Annotated in this window: 21 protein-coding genes and 1 pseudogene; 6 read left to right on the top strand and 16 right to left on the bottom strand. The window is 74.6% G+C overall.

What is annotated here, in order from left to right:
* Positions 1 to 22: 22 nt before the first annotated feature.
* Together ABZ780_RS21860 and ABZ780_RS21855 are read right to left on the bottom strand one after the other, a co-directional pair.
* A complete protein-coding gene (locus ABZ780_RS21860; protein WP_357487187.1) occupies positions 23 to 607 on the bottom strand; it encodes a class F sortase in 585 nt (194 codons plus the stop codon).
* A 109-nt stretch (positions 608 to 716) separates the two neighbouring features.
* Positions 717 to 1,202 (bottom strand): hypothetical protein, encoded by a 486-nt coding sequence (locus tag ABZ780_RS21855; protein WP_357001936.1) that lies wholly within the window; start codon positions 1,200 to 1,202, stop codon positions 717 to 719.
* Between the two features lie 228 nt (positions 1,203 to 1,430).
* Between ABZ780_RS21855 and ABZ780_RS21850 the strand changes: the two genes are divergently transcribed.
* Positions 1,431 to 2,678 (top strand): lycopene cyclase family protein, encoded by a 1,248-nt coding sequence (locus ABZ780_RS21850; protein ID WP_357487186.1) that lies wholly within the window; start codon positions 1,431 to 1,433, stop codon positions 2,676 to 2,678.
* Positions 2,679 to 2,688: 10 nt separating this feature from the next.
* Positions 2,689 to 3,165, top strand: coding sequence for a ribonuclease HI (rnhA, locus tag ABZ780_RS21845; protein ID WP_357001930.1), 477 nt, complete (start codon positions 2,689 to 2,691; stop codon positions 3,163 to 3,165).
* A 7-nt stretch (positions 3,166 to 3,172) separates the two neighbouring features.
* Here the strand turns inward: rnhA and ABZ780_RS21840 are convergent, their stop codons facing one another.
* From ABZ780_RS21840 to ABZ780_RS21790, 11 genes and pseudogenes are all read right to left on the bottom strand, one after another.
* On the bottom strand, positions 3,173 to 3,409 hold the full coding sequence (locus ABZ780_RS21840) for a preprotein translocase YidC (protein ID WP_357001927.1): 237 nt from the start codon (positions 3,407 to 3,409) through the stop codon (positions 3,173 to 3,175).
* A gap of 84 nt (positions 3,410 to 3,493) precedes the next feature.
* Positions 3,494 to 4,363, bottom strand: a complete 870-nt coding sequence (locus tag ABZ780_RS21835; protein ID WP_357002802.1) for a pentapeptide repeat-containing protein — start codon at positions 4,361 to 4,363, stop codon at positions 3,494 to 3,496.
* Positions 4,364 to 4,448: 85 nt separating this feature from the next.
* Positions 4,449 to 5,546 carry a DUF5919 domain-containing protein gene (locus tag ABZ780_RS21830; RefSeq protein WP_357487215.1) on the bottom strand — a complete coding sequence of 366 codons (1,098 nt, stop codon included), beginning with the start codon at positions 5,544 to 5,546 and terminating at the stop codon, positions 4,449 to 4,451.
* A gap of 194 nt (positions 5,547 to 5,740) precedes the next feature.
* A complete protein-coding gene (locus ABZ780_RS21825) occupies positions 5,741 to 6,469 on the bottom strand; it encodes a DUF6297 family protein (protein WP_357487214.1) in 729 nt (242 codons plus the stop codon).
* A gap of 37 nt (positions 6,470 to 6,506) precedes the next feature.
* Positions 6,507 to 6,968: pseudogene (locus ABZ780_RS21820) on the bottom strand (DUF6297 family protein); the annotation flags it as partial.
* Between the two features lie 188 nt (positions 6,969 to 7,156).
* The gene (locus tag ABZ780_RS21815; protein WP_357001918.1) at positions 7,157 to 7,759 is read right to left on the bottom strand and encodes an ABC transporter ATP-binding protein; all 603 of its coding nucleotides are present in this window, start codon (positions 7,757 to 7,759) and stop codon (positions 7,157 to 7,159) included.
* 73 nt (positions 7,760 to 7,832) lie between these two features.
* On the bottom strand, positions 7,833 to 10,208 hold the full coding sequence (locus ABZ780_RS21810; protein WP_357487185.1) for a tetratricopeptide repeat protein: 2,376 nt from the start codon (positions 10,206 to 10,208) through the stop codon (positions 7,833 to 7,835).
* Positions 10,205 to 11,971: a hypothetical protein gene (locus tag ABZ780_RS21805; RefSeq protein WP_357487184.1), complete on the bottom strand. Its 1,767-nt coding sequence runs from the start codon at positions 11,969 to 11,971 to the stop codon at positions 10,205 to 10,207. Before ABZ780_RS21805 ends, ABZ780_RS21810 begins: the two co-directional genes overlap by 4 nt.
* The gene (locus ABZ780_RS21800; protein ID WP_357001909.1) at positions 11,968 to 13,248 is read right to left on the bottom strand and encodes an extracellular solute-binding protein; all 1,281 of its coding nucleotides are present in this window, start codon (positions 13,246 to 13,248) and stop codon (positions 11,968 to 11,970) included. Before ABZ780_RS21800 ends, ABZ780_RS21805 begins: the two co-directional genes overlap by 4 nt.
* Complete coding sequence (locus tag ABZ780_RS21795) at positions 13,245 to 13,877, bottom strand: ATP-binding cassette domain-containing protein (protein ID WP_357487183.1); 633 nt, start codon at positions 13,875 to 13,877, stop codon at positions 13,245 to 13,247. Before ABZ780_RS21795 ends, ABZ780_RS21800 begins: the two co-directional genes overlap by 4 nt.
* A gap of 85 nt (positions 13,878 to 13,962) precedes the next feature.
* Complete coding sequence (locus ABZ780_RS21790; protein WP_357001903.1) at positions 13,963 to 14,955, bottom strand: WYL domain-containing protein; 993 nt, start codon at positions 14,953 to 14,955, stop codon at positions 13,963 to 13,965.
* A 44-nt stretch (positions 14,956 to 14,999) separates the two neighbouring features.
* On the opposite strand from ABZ780_RS21790, the gene ABZ780_RS21785 reads away from it, so the two are divergent.
* Both ABZ780_RS21785 and ABZ780_RS21780 read left to right on the top strand, forming a co-directional pair.
* Positions 15,000 to 15,479: a hypothetical protein gene (locus tag ABZ780_RS21785; protein ID WP_357487182.1), complete on the top strand. Its 480-nt coding sequence runs from the start codon at positions 15,000 to 15,002 to the stop codon at positions 15,477 to 15,479.
* Entirely contained in the window at positions 15,479 to 15,940 is a 462-nt protein-coding gene (locus tag ABZ780_RS21780; protein WP_357001898.1) for a hypothetical protein, read from the top strand. The genes ABZ780_RS21785 and ABZ780_RS21780 overlap by 1 nt, the downstream gene beginning before the upstream one ends.
* Before the next feature lie 12 nt (positions 15,941 to 15,952).
* On the opposite strand, the gene ABZ780_RS21775 is transcribed toward ABZ780_RS21780, so the two are convergent.
* The 3 genes from ABZ780_RS21775 to ABZ780_RS21765 form a co-directional block, all read right to left on the bottom strand.
* Positions 15,953 to 17,413 (bottom strand): cryptochrome/photolyase family protein, encoded by a 1,461-nt coding sequence (locus ABZ780_RS21775; RefSeq protein ID WP_357487180.1) that lies wholly within the window; start codon positions 17,411 to 17,413, stop codon positions 15,953 to 15,955.
* Between the two features lie 88 nt (positions 17,414 to 17,501).
* Positions 17,502 to 18,689 carry a low temperature requirement protein A gene (locus tag ABZ780_RS21770; RefSeq protein WP_357001892.1) on the bottom strand — a complete coding sequence of 396 codons (1,188 nt, stop codon included), beginning with the start codon at positions 18,687 to 18,689 and terminating at the stop codon, positions 17,502 to 17,504.
* Between the two features lie 9 nt (positions 18,690 to 18,698).
* Positions 18,699 to 19,118 carry a hypothetical protein gene (locus tag ABZ780_RS21765; protein ID WP_357001890.1) on the bottom strand — a complete coding sequence of 140 codons (420 nt, stop codon included), beginning with the start codon at positions 19,116 to 19,118 and terminating at the stop codon, positions 18,699 to 18,701.
* Positions 19,119 to 19,303: 185 nt separating this feature from the next.
* On the opposite strand from ABZ780_RS21765, the gene ABZ780_RS21760 reads away from it, so the two are divergent.
* Both ABZ780_RS21760 and ABZ780_RS21755 read left to right on the top strand, forming a co-directional pair.
* On the top strand, positions 19,304 to 20,389 hold the full coding sequence (locus ABZ780_RS21760) for an S-(hydroxymethyl)mycothiol dehydrogenase (protein ID WP_357001888.1): 1,086 nt from the start codon (positions 19,304 to 19,306) through the stop codon (positions 20,387 to 20,389).
* Entirely contained in the window at positions 20,389 to 21,018 is a 630-nt protein-coding gene (locus tag ABZ780_RS21755; protein ID WP_357001886.1) for an MBL fold metallo-hydrolase, read from the top strand. Before ABZ780_RS21760 ends, ABZ780_RS21755 begins: the two co-directional genes overlap by 1 nt.
* Positions 21,019 to 21,061: the final 43 nt, after the last annotated feature.

Here is a 21,061-nt window from a genome sequence, read left to right as displayed (position 1 = left end):
CACCTCCGACCGCAGGCGCTGGTCAGGCCGTGCGGGTGGCGAAGACGACGACGTTGTCCACATAGTTGCCGGTCGTGGCATCGAACCGGCCACCGCAGGTGATCAGGCGCAGCCCGGCGGCGTCCGCCGGGCCGTAGACCAGGCCGCTGGGAAAGCGGTCCTTGGGGTACGCCTGGACGCCGTCCACGGTGAACGTGGTGACCCGGGCGTCGGCCCGGGTGACCTGGATCTCCTGGCCGGCGCGGAGCAGGCCGAGGTCGAAGAAGACCGCCGGACCGGCCGGGGAGTCGACGTGTCCCACCAGGACGGCGTTGCCGGTCTCGCCGGGGCTGGCCCCGTGCCGGTACCAGCCGGCGACGGTGGGCCGGTCCAGTGGCGGCACCTCCAGCACCCCGGCGGCGTCCACGCCGACCGGGACGATCTCGGCCTGGACGTCGATGGCGGGGATCCGCACCCGTACCGGCGCGGCGCGGTTCAGTGGCGCCAGGTCCGGTGCGGGGTGGGTGCGCCTCGGCGCGTCGGCCGACGGTCGCGGTGGCCGTGCCGGGCCGCCGGTGAGACCGACGGTGACCAGTCCCACGCCGGACAGGCCGACCACGGCGACCACAGCCGGTAGGGTCCGCCGCCACCACACGTGCTGACCTCCGGATCGTCGGGGTGCCCGTGCCGGTGTCACCGGCACGGGCACCCGTCTCAGGGATGGAGCGGGCCGCCGGTCAGGCGACAGTGGGCACCGGGCGGCGCCGGCGGTACAGGATCAGCGCCCCGCCAGCGGCGGCGCCGAGCAGCGTGCCTCCGGCGGCCAGGGCGCCGGTGTCGCGGCTGTCGCCGCCGGAGCCGGCCGGAGCGCCGCCGATCGGGGTGACGGTGAACGTCGCGCTGCCCGCCGAGCTGCCGTCGCCACAGGTCGCGGCCACCGTGTAGGTGCCCAGGGTGAATCCGGCGGTGAAGAGTTCGGCGCTCAGCCCGCCGCCGGCGGCGGCCGTGGTGGATCGGACGTTCTGGTCGCGGTTGGGCCCGGTGACGCGGAAGATGGCGTCACCCGACTTCGGGTTGCAGGTCGTCGCGGTGAGCACGACAGTCCCCCCGACCGGGGTGGTGGCCGGTGACACGACAGTGTCGGCCAGTGCGGCGCCCGGCAGCAGAAGCGTGCCGAGGCCCACGCCGAGCGCCGCCGAACAGAGTGCTGTTGAGACCTTCATACGCGTCTTCCCTCACTTTTCGTCCGCTGACTGCGTGGGACGTCGTTCGGGTGGCCAACTCCGTGACGAGCACCGGTGTGCCCAACCCTAGGTGGGTTGGGTCCTCGATCCGGTGAAAATGAGAATTCTTCGTTGCCGTCACGTGTCCACCCGAAACCACCCGCACCGGTGCCCTGAGCGCCGGATGGCGACGCGCGACCGGGCGGGACGGTGTGGCAGCGTGGGGCGGTGACCGATTCCGCGCCGCTCGACGTCGACCTCGCCCTGCTCGGCGGCGGCGGCGCCGCGTCCCTGCTGCTCGCCGCACTGGACCGGCACGGCGTGCGCGACCTGCGGATCGCCATCGTCGACCCGGTGCGCCGACGCGGCCAGGACCGCACCTGGGCGTTCTGGGGTCACCCCGACAGCGACCTGGACCCGATGCTCAGCGCGAGCTGGCAGCAGGTCGAGGTCGCCACCCCGGCGCGGCGTCGCGTCCTTGACCTGGCCCCCCTGCGGTACGCGATGCTGCGCTCCGGCCCGGTCTACGACGCCGCTGCCGAGGCCGAGCGCCGCCTGGACGCCACCCGGATCGTCGCTCCCGCCGAGACGGTGACCGACGACGGCACGGGTGTGCTGGTGCGTACCGGCGGCGGGCAGACCGTCCGCGCCGGCTGGGTGCTCGACTCCCGCCCCCGCCCACCGGCGAGACCCGGGCGGACCACCTGGTTGCAGCACTTCCGCGGTTGGTGGCTGGAGGCCGACCGGCCGGTGTTCGACCCGCGGCGGGCGGTGCTCATGGACTTCCGCACCCCGCAGCCGCCCCGGGGCGTCTCCTTCGGGTACGTGCTGCCGGTGAGCGACCGCTACGCCCTGGTCGAGTACACCGAGTTCTCGCCGGACCTGCTCACCGACACCGGGTACGACACGGCGCTGGCCGCGTACCGGGACCTGCTCGGGCTGGACGCGGCCGGGCTGCGGGTGCGCGAGGTGGAGAACGGGGTGATCCCGATGACCGACGCGCCGTTCCCGGCCCGACCGACACGCCGCGTCGTACGCCTCGGAACGGCCGGCGGCGCCACCCGTCCCTCCACCGGCTTCACCTTCTCGGCTATGTACCGCCAGGCCGACCAGGTGGCCCGCGCGCTCGCCGCCGGCCGTGCGCCGGTGCCCGCCCCGGCCTACCCCCGCCGGCACCGCTGGATGGACGCGGTGGCGCTGCGGGCCCTGGATCGGGGCGGGGTCGGCGGCCCCGACTTCTTCGACCGGCTCTTCGACCGCAACCCGGCCGAGCGGGTGCTGCGCTTCCTCGACGGCGTGACCACTCCCGCCGAGGAGATCGCGATCATGAATTCCACCCGGTTGCTGCCGATGATCGCCGCCACCGTCGGCGACGCGGCGCAGCGCGTCCGAGACCGGCTGCGGCCCGCCCGGCCCGCGCCGTCCATCCCGGCGGCCGTGGTGGGTGCCGCGCCGGACGATGTCGCCGCCGGGTAGGTTGCCGGGCATGGTGGACGCGGCGGCCGGCAGGGGCGTGCAGATCTGGACCGACGGGGCGTGCAGTGGCAACCCCGGGCCGGGCGGGTGGGGTGCGCTGCTGCGCTACGGCGACCACGAGCGGGAGCTCTGCGGCGGCGAGGCCACCCCGACCACCAACAACCGGATGGAGCTGATGGCCGCCATCCAGGCGTTGGAGAGCCTGAACCGGCCGGTCACCGTGGAGTTGCACACCGACAGCACCTACGTGCGCAACGGCATCACCAGTTGGCTGGCGTCGTGGAAGCGCAACGGTTGGCTGACCGCCGCGAAGCAGCCGGTGAAGAACGCCGACCTGTGGCAGCGGCTGGAGGCGGCCTGCGAGCGGCACCAGGTGACCTGGCTGTGGGTCAAGGGGCACAACGGGCATCCGGAGAACGAGCGGGCCGACGGGCTCGCCAACAAGGGCATGACCGAGGCGCGGGAGGCCGCGCTGACCAGCCGCTGACCGGGCGTCAGCGAGCCGCGTCCGGATGGCCGGGCATGCTCGACCCGCCGCCACTGCTGCCGGACGACCCGCCCGTCATGCCTGAGCTGTTGTCCTCGGTCACGATGTCCGGGCGTACGTCGGTGTCGTCCGGGGGTGGGACCTCGGTGTCCGCCTCGACCTGCACCAACGGCACCTGACCGGCCTCGTCCTCGCTGTGCTGCGGGTCGCCCGGCAGCTCACCGTCACGCTTTCGGAAACCCACGCCGTTGCCCCCCGTCGGTGCCGTTGCGCGTCGGCGGTTGGCTACCCGGGTCGTCGCGGCCGAAACCTGGGCCGGCCGCGACCGTCAGCGGCGTCGACCCCGACGCGCGGTGGCAGGTACCGGGGTGAGCGGCAGGGCCGTCCAGTGCGCCGGCCGGGTCAGCGTCGCCGGCAGTCCGGTGCGCGCGTCACCCCGGGCGGCGTCCAGTTGGGCCTGGTGCAGGAAGAGGGTGCCGCGCAGGTCCGCGCCGCGCAGGTCGGCCCCGCGCAGGTCCGCGCCGGTGACGTCGGCCCGGCCCAGGTCGACGCCGCGCAGGTCGGCGCCGATGAGCAGCGCCCCGCGCAGGTTGGCCCGCCGCAGGTCCACCCGGCGTAGGTCCGCCCCGAGCAGCCGGGCACCGCGATGATCGGCGCCCCCTGGAGACCGCGCCGCGTCGCCGGCCCGGGACAGCAGCGGGTTGACGCGGTCGCGGTGCGCGGCGACGTCCACCGTGCGCAGCCGCGCCGGGTCGGCCGCGGTGAGCGCCGCCGTGTCGGCGCGGGCACGCTCCAGCTCGGCGCGCAGCCCGGCCGGCGGGCGCAGCGCCAGCGCCTCGGTGAGATACCAGAGCAGCTCGTGCAGGGGACGCAGCACGGTGAACGCCTCGGCCATCGCCGGCAGCGTCTCCGGCGCGTCCCGCCAGTCCCGCCCGCCGAAGGCGACCTGGGCGACCTGCTGCCCGGCGCCGAAGCAGTCGAACACCGTGCAGCCCGGGAACCCCCGCTCGCGGAGCTGCGTATGGATCCCGCAGCGGTGGTCCGGGCGCAGGTTGGGGCAGGGCCGCCCGGCCGGCTTGTCGATCGCGAAGTCCGCCGACGCGGCGAAGGCGGGCACCACGCAGCACAGCCCGAAGCAGCGCCCGCAGTCGGCGCGCAACTGCGCCGAGCCGGGCGGCGGTGCGGGGTCGGGCGACAGGGGAACGGCCCTCCGGGTGATCGGGTGCGGCGGCGCGCCGAGGCCACCATTGTCCCGCGCCTCGCCCCACCGGACCGGCCGGGGGTCACCGTCCGTGCGCGTCGCCGGCCGCCGCGGAACGGGGTGCCGGGGTACGCGGGCCGCCCGGCGTTGGCACCAGCCGACGGATCGCCCGCTGCCCGTCGCCGTGCCCGTACTTCTGGTCGAAGTGCCGTTTCACGGTGGCGGCCGGCGTACGGTCGGTGTCGGTGGGCTCGGCCAGCCCGAACACCCCCGGGGCCGCGCCCGGCGCGCGGGGCGGCAGCACGGCCCGCACGGTCAGCGGCCCGGTCACCCGGAACCCCTGGCAGTCGACGTAGTGCTGCCCCTCCACGGTCACGTAGGGCACCTGCACCTCGACCACGTCGGAGTCGTCGTGGCGCAGCGTGACGGTGACCGACCAGTAGCGCTCCAGGTTCACGGTGGCCTGCTCGTGCTCCCACAGCTCCTCGAACCGGGCGTGCACGAACCCACCCCACGGGCTGTCCATGTCCACCTCGAGTTGGGGCACGTTGAACGACAGCTTCCCGATCGGGAAGAACGAGATCAGCGCACGCCCGTCCCACTGGTAGAGCTGGATCGACGGCGACGCGTCGTAGAGCCGGACCTGAAGCCGGTGCCGCAGCGCGGGGTCGAGGGCGTTCTGGAAGGCCGTCAGGTGGCGCAGGTTGGTGCGGATCTGCCGTGGCACGTCCACCCGCTGCCGCTCCAACTCCTCGGAGCGCTGCTGCGCGGCGGTGCAGTCCGGGTCGAGCAGCAGCAACTGCACCTGCGCGCCGTTGCCGAGCGCGGCACGGACCGCCCCCAGGGTCTCCTCGCGGTGCGTGCGTTCCAGCAGGATCGTCCAGGTGTCGAGGATCCGCACCCGGCGGCCGGATCGGTGCAGCCGCGTCACGAACGCGCGCTGGTCGAAGCTCAGGTGTTCCTGCACCCGCGCCCTGCGGGCCTCTTCGAACAGGGGGTCGAAGATGACGTACGAGATGGCCGCGAGCACCACACTGGAGCCGAGGTTGAGCAGCAGGTCGCTGAGGAAGCCGGTGCTGCGCCAGGCGGCGAGCAGCATCACGGCGGCGATTCCCAGCAGCGTCCCGCCGACGACGAAGGCACGTCGTTGCCGGCCGCCCCGCTCCGCCCAGCCGGGCATCCGGTCCCCCTCCGTCGTGGCCCACCGATCACCGGAATGCGGAGGATACGTGCCGGCTTTGCCGCTCGCTGTCCCGTTCGCGACCGTCGGTTTCCTCCTGAGGTGACGGTAACGGTCCCGGGCGACTGCGGAGCGTGTCGGGCGGCGTGTTCTGTGGTGGGCGGGCTGCGCCGCAGCCGGGCGGTCGACCCCGGTCAGCCCAGGAACAGTTGGACGAGCACCAGCACGGCCAGCAGCGCGGGCCCGCGCGAGCCCTGGCGCAGCAGGTCGACCGGGACCATCCCGAACGGTGTGTTGACCGTCGCGCCGCCGTAGTTGATCGGCGGACGGGTGCCGGCCCGCCAGGCGGCGGCCACCACCCCGAGCGCCAGCGTCGGCGCCAGCCAGGGCGGCCCGAGCTCGACGGTGGGCAGGGTCAGCAGCCACCACAGGCCCGCGCCGATCGCCGGCACCACCACGTGGATCCCGCGCAGCAGGTTGTCGCTGCCGCCGAGCGCCCGGCGCAACCCCGGTGACCGGCTGATCGACCGCAGGCCGCCGGTGAGCCGGTCGGTGGCGAGGTAGGCGAACACGACCTGCGCGGCGCCCGCCAGCCCGGGCAGGGCGAGCGCGGCAGCGTACTGGACACCGATGAGCGCCGCCCAGATCAGCAGGGCGCTGGGGTGGCGGCGCAGCCGGCGTACGTCGGCCTGCAACAGCGCCCACCAGTTCGGCCCGGGCAGGATCCGGCTGCTGCGGACCCGGCCGATGCGGCGCCACCGCCTGCTCTCCACCAGGCTGGTGAGCAGGCTCGGGTCGAGCAGGATCGTCGCCGTGGCGGCCGCGTTGGCGAACTGCGCGCCGGTGGTCAGCGTGGCCCGGTCCACCCGGGGCAGCGCGCGGACCGCGAAGACCGTGCCGACGACCGCGAGCGGCACCCCCACGGCGACCAGCGGTCGTCGGCAGCGCCGCCGGCCGGGGCAGCCCGTCCCCGAGTCGACCGGCGAGCACCACCACGGCCGTGACGACGCCGGCCGTCACCATCGGCACCGCACCGACCAGCGTCGGCCACCGCCGGCCCGTCCGGCTGCCCTGCGCGACGACGCTCAGCGCCAGCGCGGCGGCGCCCCACCCGGCGCCGGCGCCCGCCGCCCAGCCCAGGGCACCCATGTCGGTGACGCCGCCCAGCACCGCCACGGCCACGCCGAGCAGCGCCGTGCCGGCCGCCGCGCCCGTCAGCAGGACACCGAGGCGTGGCGCCAGCCAGGCCCGCCGGTCGACCGGCGCGCTGGTCACCCAGCTCTGCGTGGCCGGGGTGACAAGCAACGGGCCGAGTGCCCGCAGGCCCCGCCAGGCGAGCCCGGCGCCGGCCAGCAGCGCCGCCACCGCCAGCCACCATCGCACCCCCGGGTCGGCGCGGCCGATGGTCGGGGAGGCCAACATGTCGCGGCTGGCGCTGATCGCGAACCAGCCGTACATGCCCACGAAAAGGACCATGACGTACGCGTCGCCCAGCACGTCTCCGAGGGAGTGCTCGTGGTGGCGGCGGCGGGCCTGGCGCAGGCGCGTCCGCACCTGCCGGGCGGTGGGCAGCCCGGCCGGCGCGTCAGCGATCGTGGCCGGTGGGGCGGTCACCGGCCGATCTCGATCCGCTCGTCGACCACCGCGTCGATCAACTCCGGGTCGTGCGAGGCCAGCAGCACGGCGGTGCCGGCGTCCCGCTCCCGGCGCAGCCGGTCGGCCAGCCACTGCCGGCCACGCACATCCAGCCGCTGCTCCGGCTCGTCCAGGATCAGCACCCGGCGAGGGCGTACGAAGCAGGACGCCAGCGCCAGCCTGCGGCGCTGACCGCTGGACAGGGTCACCGGCAGTTGGTCACGGGCCGGCTCCAGGCCCAACTCGGCGAGGACCTCCTCGACCGGGTCGGCGGTGCCCCCGTGGGCGTACGCGACCAGCTCCAGGTGCTCGACCACGGACAGGTCGGGAAAGAAGTCGATGTCGTCCAGGGCGGCGGCCACCAGCGCCCGTACCTGGGGATCGGTCTCGTCGGCCCGGCGGCCCTGCACGAACACCTCACCCGCGTCCGGCCGGTCGGCGCCGACTACGCAGCGCAGCAGGGTGGTCTTGCCGCTGCCGTTGGGGCCGAGCACCACCGCGATCCGGCCCGCCGCGAGCGTGAAGCTCACGTCGTCGAGCACGACCAGGTTGCCGAAGTTGCGACTGAGTCCCCGCACCGAGAGCGCATCCACGGTCACACACTCTCGCAGACGCTCACCAGCGGTTGGCAGCCCGCCGGTCGCGTACGGGTCACTTGTCGCCCGGCGACACAGCGGAGTCGTCCAGCCGGTCGTCGGCGGCTGCCAGCACCGGGGCGTCGTCGACCTCCTCCGCCACCGACGCCGCGTCCGCCCAGTGCCGCCGCGCGTCGGCCCGGTCGCCCAGCGCGGCGGCGGCGTCGCCCAGGTAGAGCAGGGTGCGGGCCAGCCCCGGGGTGGCCCGGGTCTCCTCGCGCAGCCGCCGGCTCTCGGCCAGCAGCTCGTAGGCCGCTCGCGCCTGCCCCGGGGCGCTGGTCAACAGCGTCGCGCCGGCGTTGAGCAGCGCCGCCGCCCGGCTGGTCGGGTCGTTGACCGACTCGTACTCGCGCAGCGCGGCCCGCCACGCCTGCGCGGCGTCGAGGTGCTCGCCGAGGGTGGCGTGCACCAGCACCAGGTTGGTCAGCGCCGCCGCGTAGCCGCGCGCGTCACCCACCGACCGGAACGTGTTCGCCGCCCGCACCAGGTGATGGTGTGCGGTGTCCAGCTCACCCCGGGCCAGCTGGGCCGCGCCGAGACCCAGGTCGGTGAGGGCGAGCCCGGCCCGGTCCGCCGCGGAGCGGTGCCGGCGGGACAGCTCCAGGTGCTCCACGGCGTCGTCGAGCTGCCCCAGGTCGAGCAGGGCCAGGCCGAGGTTCATCCGGGCCTGGGCGGTGCCGCGCCGGCCGCGTTCGGCCACCGCGAGGGTGAGCGCGGCGGCGGCGCCCTGCGGGTCGTGTCGGCGTCGGCGCAGCACGCCCAGCTCGTTGTGCGCCCACCCGGCGATCTCTGGCCGGTCGTCGGCGGTCGGGGTGGCCAGCACGGTGCGGCAGACCTGCTCCCACTCGTCGAGCCGCTCCACGTGCGCGAGCCACCCGCACAGCGCCACGGCCAGCCGGAACCACCACCGGCGTACCCGTCGGGGCAGCGTCTCGGCCGCCCCGGCCGGCACCCGGACCACCGCCAGCAGCAGCTCCTGGTGCAGGTCGAACCAGCCGTACGGGTCGTCGTCCAGCGGCAGCGACCACTCCCGGTCCGGTGGGGAGCCGAGCACGGCCAGGTTGGTCGCGTGCCGTTCGGCGCGGCGGGCCAGGTGCCGGGTCAGCCGGGCCTGCGCGGCGACCCGGGTTCGGGCGGGCTCGGCGTCGCGCAGGTGCAGGCGGGCGTTCGCGGCGAGTAGCGGCCGGATCTCGTACCGGTCGCCGGGTGCGCCGACCACGAACGCGGCGGCGGCCAGCTGGTCGAGCAGCGCGGTCACCCGCTCGGGGTGCCGCGCGGCCAGCGCGGCGATTGTCGGCCGGTCCACCGGTGCGGGGGTCAGGGACATCAGCCGGTAGAGCCGGCGGGCCTCGCGGGTCAACGCCCGGTACGCGGTGTCCCGCTCGGTGACCAGCCGGGCCGCGGGCGAGAGGGCGACGCGCTGGTGCGGTGGGGTGTGCACGGCGCGGCGCAGCGCGTCCAGCACGTCGGCGTGCCGCCAGCCGTGCTGGGCGGTGCGGTAGCCGAGCGCCCGGACCGTGCGGGGCTGCCGACCGCACAGGTCGGCGATCTCGCGTACCGCCGGGTCGGTGCGAGGGTCGGCGCGGCGGACCCGGGCGGCGGGTGCCGCGCCGCCCGCCGCCGCGAACAGTTCGACCGCCTCGTCGGGGCCGGGCTCGGAGATCCAGTGCGTCACCACCCCGTTGAGCCCGCTGAGCGCGGGGCCCCCGGCCAACAGAAGCCGGCAGGTGCGGGCGGTGGGCGGCAGCAGCGGCCGGACCTGCTCGGGACGGTCGACGTTGTCCAGCACCAGCAGGACCTTGCGGCCGTCGAGCTTGCGGCGCAGCGCGGCGGCGGCGGTCGCGAGGGCGTCCGGTCGGCCCGAGGTGGGCGGTGCGGTGCCCAGGACACCTGCCAGGGCGGTGAGCACCTGCCGGGCGGAGCGGGGGCGACCGCCTCGGCGCAGGTCGAGATGGTACTGCCCGTCCGGGTAGTCGTCCCGGCACAGGTTCGCCACGTGGACGGCGCAGGCGGAGGTGCCCACCGCCCGCCGACCCAGCACCGCCACCGCGTGCTCGCGAGCGAGCAGGTCGAGCACCGCCTGGACGTGCTCGTCGCGACCGGTGAACCCGGCGGTGTACGGCAGCGTCGGCACGTCGGTGACCGGTGTGGTGACGACGTCGGTGGGCTCCGCGCCGGCCCCGCGGACGGCCCGGCGTCGGCGCATCTCGAACACCACGAAGCCGATGGCGCCACTGACCGCCAGCGCGATGCTCGCCGGGCCGAGCACACTGGCCGCCAGCTCGGAGAGCAGGTTGCTGGCCAGGTTGCCGAGGACCCCGCTGACCAGCGTGCCGACCGCGATGAGCACCGGCCAGCGTGGCCCCCGGCCGGTGCCGGTGGGGCTGGTCACCGGACACCTCCGGCGACCAGACCGGCGACGAGCTGCCGCCGGGCGAGCACGATCAGCACCACCGGTAGCACCGAGGCGAGCACCGACCCGGCGGCCAGGACCCCGCTGTTGGACACGAAGCCCCGGCTCTGCCCGGCCAGGAACAGCCCGAGCGGCGTCGCCTCCGGCCCGCTGAACAGCAGGCCCACCACCAGGTCGTTCCACACCTGGACGAACTCCAGCACGGAGACCGCGACCACGGCGGGCAGGTTGTGCCGGCCCAGCCGGCGCAGCGTGCCCCACCAGCGGCGCCCGCCCAGCCGCGCGCCGCGCACCTGCTCGGCGGGCAGGTCGGCGAACGCGTTGCGCAGCACCAGCACCGCGAACGGCACACCCAGCGCCACGTGCACCAGGGCCAGCCCTCGGGCGGTGCCGGAGGAGAGCACCACGCCCAGCACCTCGTTGACTGGCCCGGCGATCACCTGCACCGGGACGATGGTGGCGGCCATCAGCAGCAGGCCGGTCGCCTGCGCGGCCGGCCCGGTCAGCCAGGCCAGCGGGTACGCGGCCAGCAGCGCGATGACGAGCACCGTGGCGGTCACCACGGTGGCCAGCAGGAGGGTGAAGCCCAGCGCCCGCCACAGCTCCCCGCCGGTCAGCAGGGCCCGGTAGGAGCCGGCCCCGGGCGGGGCGGACCACCAGCCGCGTGCGGCCGCGTCCACCTGCCCGTGCGCCGACGTGGCGACGAGCACCACGAGCGGTATCAGCCAGGCCACCGCGGCAGCCGCGGCGAGCAGCCGGAACAGGCGTCGTGGCGGTGCCGGCGGGGTGGGCTTCGAACCGGCCTCGGCGCGCGGAGGCGGCCACGCCTGGCGGACGAAGAGCGCGGCCACCAACATGCCGGCGACCACCGCCACCAGCCAGACGACACCGAGCGCGGCACCCGGCCCGGTGGTGGTGCCGCCCGAGGTCTGCCAGACCCGCAGCGCCAGCACCGCCGCGTCGTCGCGCACCGACCCGGGCGTCATGACCAGGATCAGGTCGAAGGTCCGGCTGGTGCCGAGCGCCACCAGCGCGAAGACCACCGCGACGGTACGCAGCAGCAGCGGCCGCCACTGCGCGTCCCACAGGACGTGCCGGCGACCGCCGCCGTAGGCGCGTACCGCGTCGGCCAGGCTCGGCGGCACCCGGTCCAGCGCGGCCCGGAAGACCAGCACGGCCAACCCCACCCACGCCCAGACGAACGCCGACATCAGCGCCACCGTGACCAGGCCCGGCCCGAGCAACTGCGGGGCGTCCTCGGCGGACCGGCCGGTCAGTCGCGCCGCGACCAGGGTGGCCAGGCCACGGCTCGGATCGGGGTCGTACATCAGCCGGAAGGTCACGCCGGTGACGACCAGCGGCAGCGCCACGGGCACCAGCAGGATCAGGCGGACGAGACCACCCTCCTGGGAACGGCGCGACGCGACGGCGAGCAGGTAACCCAGCGCCGTCACCACCGCCGGCACCAGCAGCGCCCACAGCACCGTCCGGCCGACCACGGCGCCGGTGCCCGGGGCGGCGAGGGCGGTGCGGAAGTGCTCCGCGCCGACCCAGCGGCCGTCGGTGGTGACGCTGGCGTGCAGGGTACGCAGCACCGGCCACAGCACCAGCCCGCCGAGCAGCACCGCGGCGGGCAGCAGCAGCGCGGACGTCGCCCCGGCCGCCGGGTAGGCGCGGCCACGGCGGGGCGGGCCGACGTCGTCGAGCACCGCCAACTCGCCGAGCACCCGGGTTTCGCTCATCGGCCACCGCCCGCGCTGCGGGCCGCCTCGGCGAGTTGCCCGGTGGCCCGGCGGACCGCCTCGGCGGCGGAGACACCGCCGGTGACGTCGGCGAAGAAGTCCTGCATGATCCGCCAGATGCCCACACCGTCGGAGCCGGTGAACGCCCCGGGCAACTGGTCGGAGAGGTCGAAGCGCAGGGTGGTGCCCGGGCCGCGCATCTCGCCTGCCAGCCGGCGGCGGACCGGGTCGACGTAGTCGGTCAGCGGGATCGTCGTGTTCGGGGACAGGTAGCCGCCGGCGTGCAACCAGGGCCGGAACGAGTCCGCCCTGGTCAGCCACTCGACCAGCTCGACACCGCCCCGGGCGTCGGCGAACACGACCGCCGCGTCCCCGCCGACGATCAGCGGACCGCCGCCCGTGCCCGCGCTGGGGAACCGGAAGGTGACCGGCGCCTCGGTGCCACTGCGGAACCTGCCGACCACCTCGGCGGTGAAGTCGGCCTCGAAGACCATCACCGCCCGTCGGGAGCGCACCACCTGGATCACCGACTCCTCGTACTGGGTGAGCAGGGCGCGACGGCCACCGCCGGGGAACGCGCCGTCGATGCTCCACAGCTCGGCGAGCCGGTCCAGGGTGTCGCGCACCGGTCGGCTCTGCCAGTCGGCGTCCGGCCCGGCCAGGGCGTCGTACGCGGCGGGCGCCAGGTCGGCCAGCACGTTCTCGAACCAGTCGGTGAGCACCCAGCCGTCCGCCGCGCCGATCGCCAGTGGCGCCGGGCCGGCCCGGCGCCGGGCGAGCGCGCCGAGGTGGCGGGTCAGCGTGACCAGCTCGTCCCAACTGGCCGGCGGCTCGGGCAGCACCGAGGGCAGGTGCCAGACGAGCGATTTGTGCGCCGCCTTCACCCACACGCCGTAGTGCTGCCCGCCGGTCATCAGCAGGTCGCTCAGCCCGGTGGGCACCGCGTACTCGCTGGACGGGCGCACCGGGTTCAGCCAGCCCCGCGCGGCGTACTCGGTGACCAGGCTGGGACGCGACAGGATCGCCACGTCCGGTGCGGTGCCGGCGAGGTGCCGGGCACGCAGGAACGCGTCGATGTCGTTACCGGCGCTGACCACGTGCACGGAAGGGCCGTAGCCGGCCACGACCTGCCGGAAGCGGTCCAACTCGCTGCCGCTCCACACCACCGCCACCTGCACCGAACGGCTCCCGCCGGTGCAGCCGGCGACGGTCGCCGCCGCGCCGGCCGCGGCGGCGCGCAGCAGGGTACGTCGGGTGGCCCGCCCACCCGGCGTCACGGCAGCGCTCCGTCGGGCTCGGTGACCAGCTCGTGCCGGCGGGGGATTTCGGCCAGGGTGGCCGGGTCCGCGGTGCACACCAGCACGGCCACCCCGGGCGCGGCCGGCGGGGACAGTCGGGGCAGCAGGTCAGCGAGGCGGCTGCCGCCGGCCGGGTCGGCGGGCAGGTCGACCACGAGCACCTCGGGCAGGCAGACCGCCGCCCGGGCCAGCGCCACCCGGAACCGTTGGGCGTCGGAGAGCAGGTGCGGCAGCAGACCCAGCGTCGGGGCCAACTCCAGCCGGTCCACCACCGTGGACGTCCAGTCGTCGGCCACCTCGTGCACCCGCTCGCGTTTGCGCTGGCCGTACTCGATGTTGCGGCGCACGGTGAGTTGTGGCAGCAGCGCGCCGCCGGCGGGCACGTAGCCGATCTGCCGACGCGCGGGAGGCAGGGCCGTGACGTCCCGAACGCCGACCATGATTCGCCCGGTGACCGGGGCGGCGAGCCCGACCAGCACCCGGGCCACGGCCGTGCCGACCCCCGGCGGCACCACCAGGGCCGCTGTCGTGCCGGCGGGGACGTCGAGGGTCACCGGGCCGGTGCCAGGGACGGCGACCAGTGCGACTAGCCGTAGCGTGGCTCTCACCTCCGGTGACCGCTGGTGACCGTCCCAGGGTGGCACATCCTGCCGACAGTCGATGTCCCGCCGGCCCTCCACTGTGGAAGAGCGGCTATCGGGCCGACTGGTCGGTGGTGGCGTAGAGGGCGGCCAGTCCGGCCGCCGTGGCGGCCAGGCGTTCGCGCAGCGCGAGCGGGGTCAGCACCTCCACGTCGGCACCGAGGCGCAGCAGGTCACCATGGGCGTGGGTGAGCGACTCGATCGGCAGCACGGCGGTCACCCACCCCCGCGCGTCGGGTGGCCCGGCGCTGGCGTCCACGGCGGCCACCACCGGATCGCTGCCGATTTCCCGCAGCCGCTCCCGGCCGGCGGGGGAGAGCCGGACGGTGGCCTCGTCGCGGTGCAGCCGGGCCCGGAACCCCACCACGTGCGCCCGCCACCAGGTCGGCAGGTCGAAGTCGGCCGGCCGCTCGAACGACTGCGCCAGCGGGGTCAGGGCGAGGATCTGGTTGACCCGGTAGGTCGCCGGTTCACCTCGGCCGGGCTGGGTGGCCACCACGTACCACCGGCCGCCCTTGAGCACCAGCCCGTACGGCTCCAGCACCCGGGTCACCTCGCCCTTCCAGCCGCGGTAGCGCACCTCGACGCGGTGCTGCCGCCAGACCGCCTCGGCGGTGCGGGCCAGCTCCGGGGACGCGTCGCCGTCGGCGTACCAGCCGGGGGTGTCCAGGTGGAAGCGCTGCTGGAGCTGGGCGGCCCGGTCGCGCAGCGGCTCCGGCAGCGCGGCGTGCAGCTTGAGTTGCAGCGCGGCCACCACGTCGCCGTAACCCAGCTCGTCGGCGGGGCCGGGCAGCCCGGCCAGGAAGAGCCGGTCGGCCTCCTCGGCGGTCAGGCCGGTCAGCCGGGTGCGCCAACCGTCGACGAGTTGGTAGCCGCCGGCGTGCCCGGCCTCCCCGTACAGCGGGATGCCGGCGGCGTGCAGCGACTCCACGTCCCGGTAGATGGTGCGCGGGGAGACGGCCAGCCGCTCGGCGAGCTGGGCCGCGGTCAGCCGACCGTGCGACTGGAGCAGCAGCAGGACGGAGAGAAGTCGACTGGCCCGCACTTCACTGACACTAGCTGTCAGGGGAGCGGTCGTACCGTCCCGGCATGGCTTTTCGCGACAAGGATCTGACAACGCCGGGACCGGTCATGGTGGACGGTCGCCAGCTCAAGCGCTACCACATCGACCAGCCGGAGCGGCCGATCGAACCGGAGGTGGAGAAGGCCGCCTACGACCTGCTGCCGGCGCTCCTGGCCGACGTCCCCCGCGACGGCACTCCGGCCGCCGGGTGGGTGGTGCTGCACCGGGGCGCGGACACCGGCGCCTACCTGCTGGCGTACACCTGGGTGTGGGACAACGCGCTGGAGGTTCGCGTCGCGGTGGCGGGGCAGCCCGCGCTGAACTGCCCGGACCAGGACCCCGCACGCTTCGTCGAGCTGCGCCGCCCCGCCGTGGGCTGTGTGTGGGAGATGGCGGTGCTGGAGCACGAGCGGGCCGCCTGGGTCCGGCACATGCTCGCGCCAGCGAGCCCCGACCTGACCGGCTACCTGCGGGACACGCGAGCGGAAGGGCCGGTGGGCCGCTGATGGGCGACTTCGACTTCTTCGTGGGCACCTGGAACGTCGTGAACCGGCGGCTGCGCGAGCGGCTGGTGGGCTCCGACGAGTGGGAGGAGTTTCCCGGGGTGTCGGTCGCGCACGGCTTCTTCGCCGGCGGCGGCCACTTCGACGAGATCACGTTCCCGACCAAGGGTTCCTCCGGCGCGACCCTGCGGATCTTCGACCCGGCGACCGAACAGTGGTCGATCTACTGGATGAGCAGCGGCGGCGGTGTGCTGGAGCAGCCGCCGATGGTGGGCCGCTTCGTCGACGGGGTGGGTCGCTTCTACGCCGACGACCAGCACGAGGGACGGCCGGTCCGGTGCCGGTTCATCTGGTCGGACATCAGCGCGACCACGGCCCGCTGGGAGCAGGCGTTCTCCACCGACGGCGAGCGCACCTGGGAGACCAACTGGATCATGACCTTCAGCCGGGCATCCGGCCGGTGACTGGGCGGCCCGTCACGGGGCGGTGCCGCCCCGCTTCTCCTCCTGCGCCACCACCGCCTCGCGGTGCTCCGGCTCGTCGCGGCGGGCCAGTTCCGCGGCGAGCCGCGGGTCGGTCACCAGCCGCTCCCGGTTGCGGTGCAGGAAACTCTCGAAACCCCCGGTGTACGGGCAGGCCAGATCGCCCAGCGCCCGCTCCGGCACGTACCGGCAGCCGCCGCAGTAGTCGCTGATCTCGTCGATGTCGGTGCCGTCCACCGCGTACGGGCGGGTGTCCACCCTGGACAGATCGGCGTACTGGCTCATGCCGATCACCGTCGCGTTCATCACCCAGTCGGTGCCGTCGACGAAGCAGCGCTCGAACCAGTCCGCCACCTCGGCCGGACGCCAGCCACGCTGCAACGCGTAGTTGCCCAGCACCAGCAGCCGAGGCGTCTGGTGCGTCCACGCCCGGTCCCGGACGGCGGCGAGCACGTCCGCCAGGCAGCGCGCCTCCACCGCGTCGGCGTCCAGGTCGGCGAACCAGTCCGGGATCGGTTCGGTGGCGGCCAGCCAGTTCGTGCCCCGGAACCGGGGCTCGAAATACCAGTACAGCTGCCAGAGGAACTCCCGCCAGCCGAGCAGCCCGCGGATGAACGGCTCGACCGCGGTACGCGGGGCCGTGCCGGCCCGCCACGCCTGCTCGGCGGCGCGCACGGCCGGCTCCGGGTGCAGCAGCCCGAGGTTGAAGGAGGACGAGAGCGCGGAGTGCGCGAACAGCGGGTCGTCGGCGCTCATCACGTCGGCATAGCGGCCGTACTCGGGCAGCCGATGGGTCAGGAAGTGCTCCAGCCGGGCCTGCGCCTCGGCGTGCGTGGCGGGGTGCTGCCGGGGGCCGTCCCGGCCGACGAACCGCACCCCGTCGGCCGCCCACCGGTCCAGGTCGCGGCGGACCTGCGCGTCGATGTCGTCCTCGACGATCGGCGGCGGTGGCGGTGGTGTCGCCGGCACGGTCTGGCCCTCCGCGCGCGGTCGGCGTGCCGGCCCGGCGGCGCTTACCGGCCCGGTCAGCACGATGTGCCGACGGCGGATGTGGCGGTAGTGGTCGGCCATCCGCAGCGGGCCGCGCCGGCTGCGGTCCGCCCAGGCGGCGAAGTCGGCCTGGTCGGTGATGAAGCCGCGTGCCGGCAGCACCATCAACCCGGGCACCGAGCGGGCGAAGCGCAGGGCCGCCCAGGAGTGTGGATGGCTCACCTCGACCGGCTCGGCGACCTGTGCCAGCGCCTCGCGGAACGTGCCGGTGCGCAGCAGCAGCGCCCGATCACCCAACTCGGCGGCGCGGTGCCGCACGGCCGAGAGGATCAGGTGTGCCTTCTGCCGATGCATCGGTCGACGGCGGAACAACTCCTGGATCTCCACCAGCAGCACCGGCTGGTCGGGGTCGTCGAGGAAGTGCGGCCCGAGTTGGTCGGCCAACAGCCATCGGCGGCGAAGCATGCCGCAATTCTGCCGACTTCCGGCCCGCCACGCCCAAACGGCGGGCCGCATATTCGGGTCCTATCGCCGCACTATGCCCGCGCGGAGGTCAGGCCCGGTCCGCCTCGGCTCGCGTCGGCGCGGCACCGTCGTCACGCCGACGCAGCAGGACGGTGAGCGCCGCCAGGGTGACCAGCAGCAGCGCGAGCACCTGCACCCGGGCCGGCCCCAGCGGCGCGAGCAGCGCCAGCCCGGCGACGACCGGGTAGGCCACGACCACCGCGCCGTGCTGCTGGCGGCGGACGTGCAGCACCCACACGGTCAGCAGGAAGACAGCGATCGGGATGGCCACCGCGTAGCCGGCGGTGGTGCCGGAGACGTGCGCGAGGTGCCGCTCGTGGTCCACCACCACGGCCAGCCCGGCCCCCACGGCGGCGATCGCCGCGAAGATCAGATAGTGGCCGTAGCCCCAGATCAGTGAGTACGGCAGCCGGCTCGGAGCCTCGACCGGCCGGTCGAAGTAGAGCCACCAGAGCGCGAAGACGATGACCGCTCCGGCCGCCGCGAGCGACCAGAGCCCATGGTGGCCGGCGTCGAGGCCGGTCTGGATCGCCACCGAGATCGCCAGCACCGCCTCGCCGAGCACGATCAGGGTGAACAGTCCGTACCGCTCGCTGATGTGCCCGGGGTGCCACGGTGTCATGCCGGGACGCTCGGCCACCGCCGGCACCAGCAGGTCGGCCAGCCCCAACACCACGAACGTCGCGATGCCCCACTCGTCGGGCAGCGCCAGCCGCAGCAACCAGCCGAGCTGCACCACGGTCACGCCGATCGCGTACCGGCGTGCCGCCGCACGGTGCGCCGGGTCCCCGGCGGCGGCCCGGGTCCACTGCGTGACGGCGGCCAGCCGCATCACCACGTACCCGTAGGTGATGACGGCGAAGTCGCCGTCGGCGAAGGCGCGGGGCACCCCGGCGGCCAGGATCAACGCGCCGGAGATCTGCACGAGCGTGGTGATCCGGTAGACGTCGTCGTCGGTGTCGTACGCCGAGGCGAACCAGGTGAAGTTCATCCACGACCACCAGATCGCGAAGAACACCATCGCGTAGCTGGTCACCGCGTGGCCGAGGTGACCTTCGGCGACGTCGTGGTGCAGGCTGCCGGCGGCCTGTGCCACGGCCACCACGAAACACAGGTCGAAGAGGAGTTCCAGCGGGGTGGCCGCGCGGTGGGGCTCGTCGCGGCGGTGGGGCCGCATCGGTCGGTAGAACGGCCGCACCGAACGCGAACGGGTCACCGCCCGAGGTCAGTGGCGCCGCCGCCCGTGGGTCAGCCCCTCCAACACCAGGGTCAGCCCGGCGCCGACCAACCAGACGTCCTTGGCCAGCCCGGTGCCCTGCTGTGTCGGCCGGACGCTGCCTGGCTCCCGCATCCCCGGTGTCTTCAGGTACAGCTGCACCAGACCCGCGCCGAACGCCGTCAGGCCCAACCCGGCCAGCGGCGCCGGGACGAACGGCGCGAGCAGCGCGGCCCCCAGCGCTATCTCCGAGTACGACAGCAGCTTGGCGAACCGCGCCGGCTCGAACTGCTTGACCTGTGGCATCGCCGCCACCGCCATCCCGTGCATGGCCTCCGCGGCGCCGCCCTCCAGGTTCCGCTTGCCCAGACCAGAGTTGAGGACGTACGCGCCGATGCTGACCCGCAGCGGCAGATGCGCGAGCTTCATGATCACTCCTGGTGGCCGTGGTCGGAATTGTGGCCCGCGTACCCCACGTGACCCGCGATAACCCGCCGCCCGGCCGACTGGGCCGGCCGTGGTGGGCGCGGTAGGTTCGGCAGGGGCCCACCGCCGAGCCCGGTTCACACCTGCCGGCATCCGGTCCCCGCCGCAGACCACCAGCAGGAGGCGAAGTGAGCCAGCAAGTCCGGGGAGTCATCTCCCGCAGCAAGGGAGCACCGGTCGAGGTCACCACGATCGTGGTGCCCGATCCGGGCCCCGGTGAGGCGATCGTCCGGATCCAGTCCTGCGGGGTCTGTCACACCGACCTGCATTACCGCGAGGGCGGCATCAACGACGAGTACCCGTTCCTGCTCGGCCACGAGGCCGCCGGCATCGTCGAGCAGGTGGGGGAGGGCGTCACCGACGTCGCTCCGGGTGACTTCGTGGTGCTCAACTGGCGGGCGGTCTGCGGGGACTGCCGGGCCTGTCGCCGGGGCCGGCCGTGGTACTGCTTCAACACCCACAACGCCACGCAGCGGATGACCCTCACCGACGGCACCGAACTGGCCCCGGCGCTGGGCATCGGCGCGTTCGCCGAGAAGACGCTGGTGCATGCCGGCCAGTGCACGAAGGTCGACCCGGCCGCCCGACCCGCCGCGGTGGGCCTGCTCGGCTGCGGGGTGATGGCCGGGCTGGGCGCGGCCATGAACACCGGCAACGTCACCCGGGGCGACTCGGTCGCGGTGATCGGCTGCGGCGGCGTCGGCGACGCGGCGGTGGCCGGCGCGGCGCTGGCCGGCGCGACGACGATCATCGCGGTGGACACCGACACCCGCAAGCTGGACTGGGCCCGCAAGTTCGGCGCCACGCACACCGTGAACGCCTCCGAGACCGACCCGACCGAGGCGATCCGCGCCGCCACCGGCGGGTTCGGCGCCGACGTGGTGATCGACGCGGTGGGCCGTCCGGAGACGTGGAAGCAGGCCTTCTACGCCCGGGACCTGGCCGGCACCGTCGTGCTGGTCGGCGTGCCGACCCCGCAGATGCAGATCGAGCTGCCGCTGCTGGACGTCTTCGGGCGCGGTGGTGCCCTCAAGTCCAGCTGGTACGGCGACTGCCTGCCCAGCCGCGACTTCCCGATGCTCACCGAGCTGTACCTGCAGGGCCGCCTCGACCTGGACGCCTTCGTCACCGAGGAAATCGCGCTCGACCAGGTCGAGAACGCGTTCGAGCGGATGCACCACGGCGATGTGCTCCGTTCGGTGGTGGTGTTCTGATGACCGCCCGGGTCGACCACGCGATCACCGCCGGCACGTTCTCCCTCGACGGGCAGACGTTCGACGTCGACAACAACGTCTGGGTCATCGGCGACGACAGCGAGTGCGTGATCCTCGACGCGCCACACGACGTGCCGGCGATCCTCGCGCTGGTCGGCGACCGGCGGGTCCGGGCGATCCTCGCCACCCACGCCCACGACGACCACGTCCGGGTGGCGCCCGAGCTGGCCGAGGCCACCGGCGCTCCGGTGCTGCTGCATGCCGCCGACCGGGTCCTCTGGGACCTGGTCCACCCCCACCTGCCGCCGCACGGCGAACTGCACGACGGGCAGGACATCGAGGTGGCCGGCACCACGCTGCGGGTGCTGCACACCCCCGGGCACAGCCCCGGCGCGTGCAGCTTCCACGCCCCGGACCTGGGTGCGGTGTTCACCGGCGACACGCTCTTCGCCGGCGGGCCGGGTGCCACCGGTCGCTCCTACAGCGACTTCGACACCATCGTCCAGTCGATCCGCACCCGCCTGCTCACCCTGCCGGCGGAGACGATCGTGCACACCGGGCACGGCGACGACACCACCATCGGCGCGGAGACACCCCACCTACAGGAGTGGATCGCCCGAGGCCACTGAGATCGCTGGTTCGTCGGCCCGGTGGGTGGGCCGGTCGGCGAGC

The sequence above is a fragment of the Micromonospora sp. NPDC047467 genome (genome assembly GCF_040643095.1).
GTDB lineage: Bacteria > Actinomycetota > Actinomycetes > Mycobacteriales > Micromonosporaceae > Micromonospora.
Note: the sequence above shows the minus strand (reverse complement) of the source record. Positions and strands in the feature narration are given on the sequence as shown.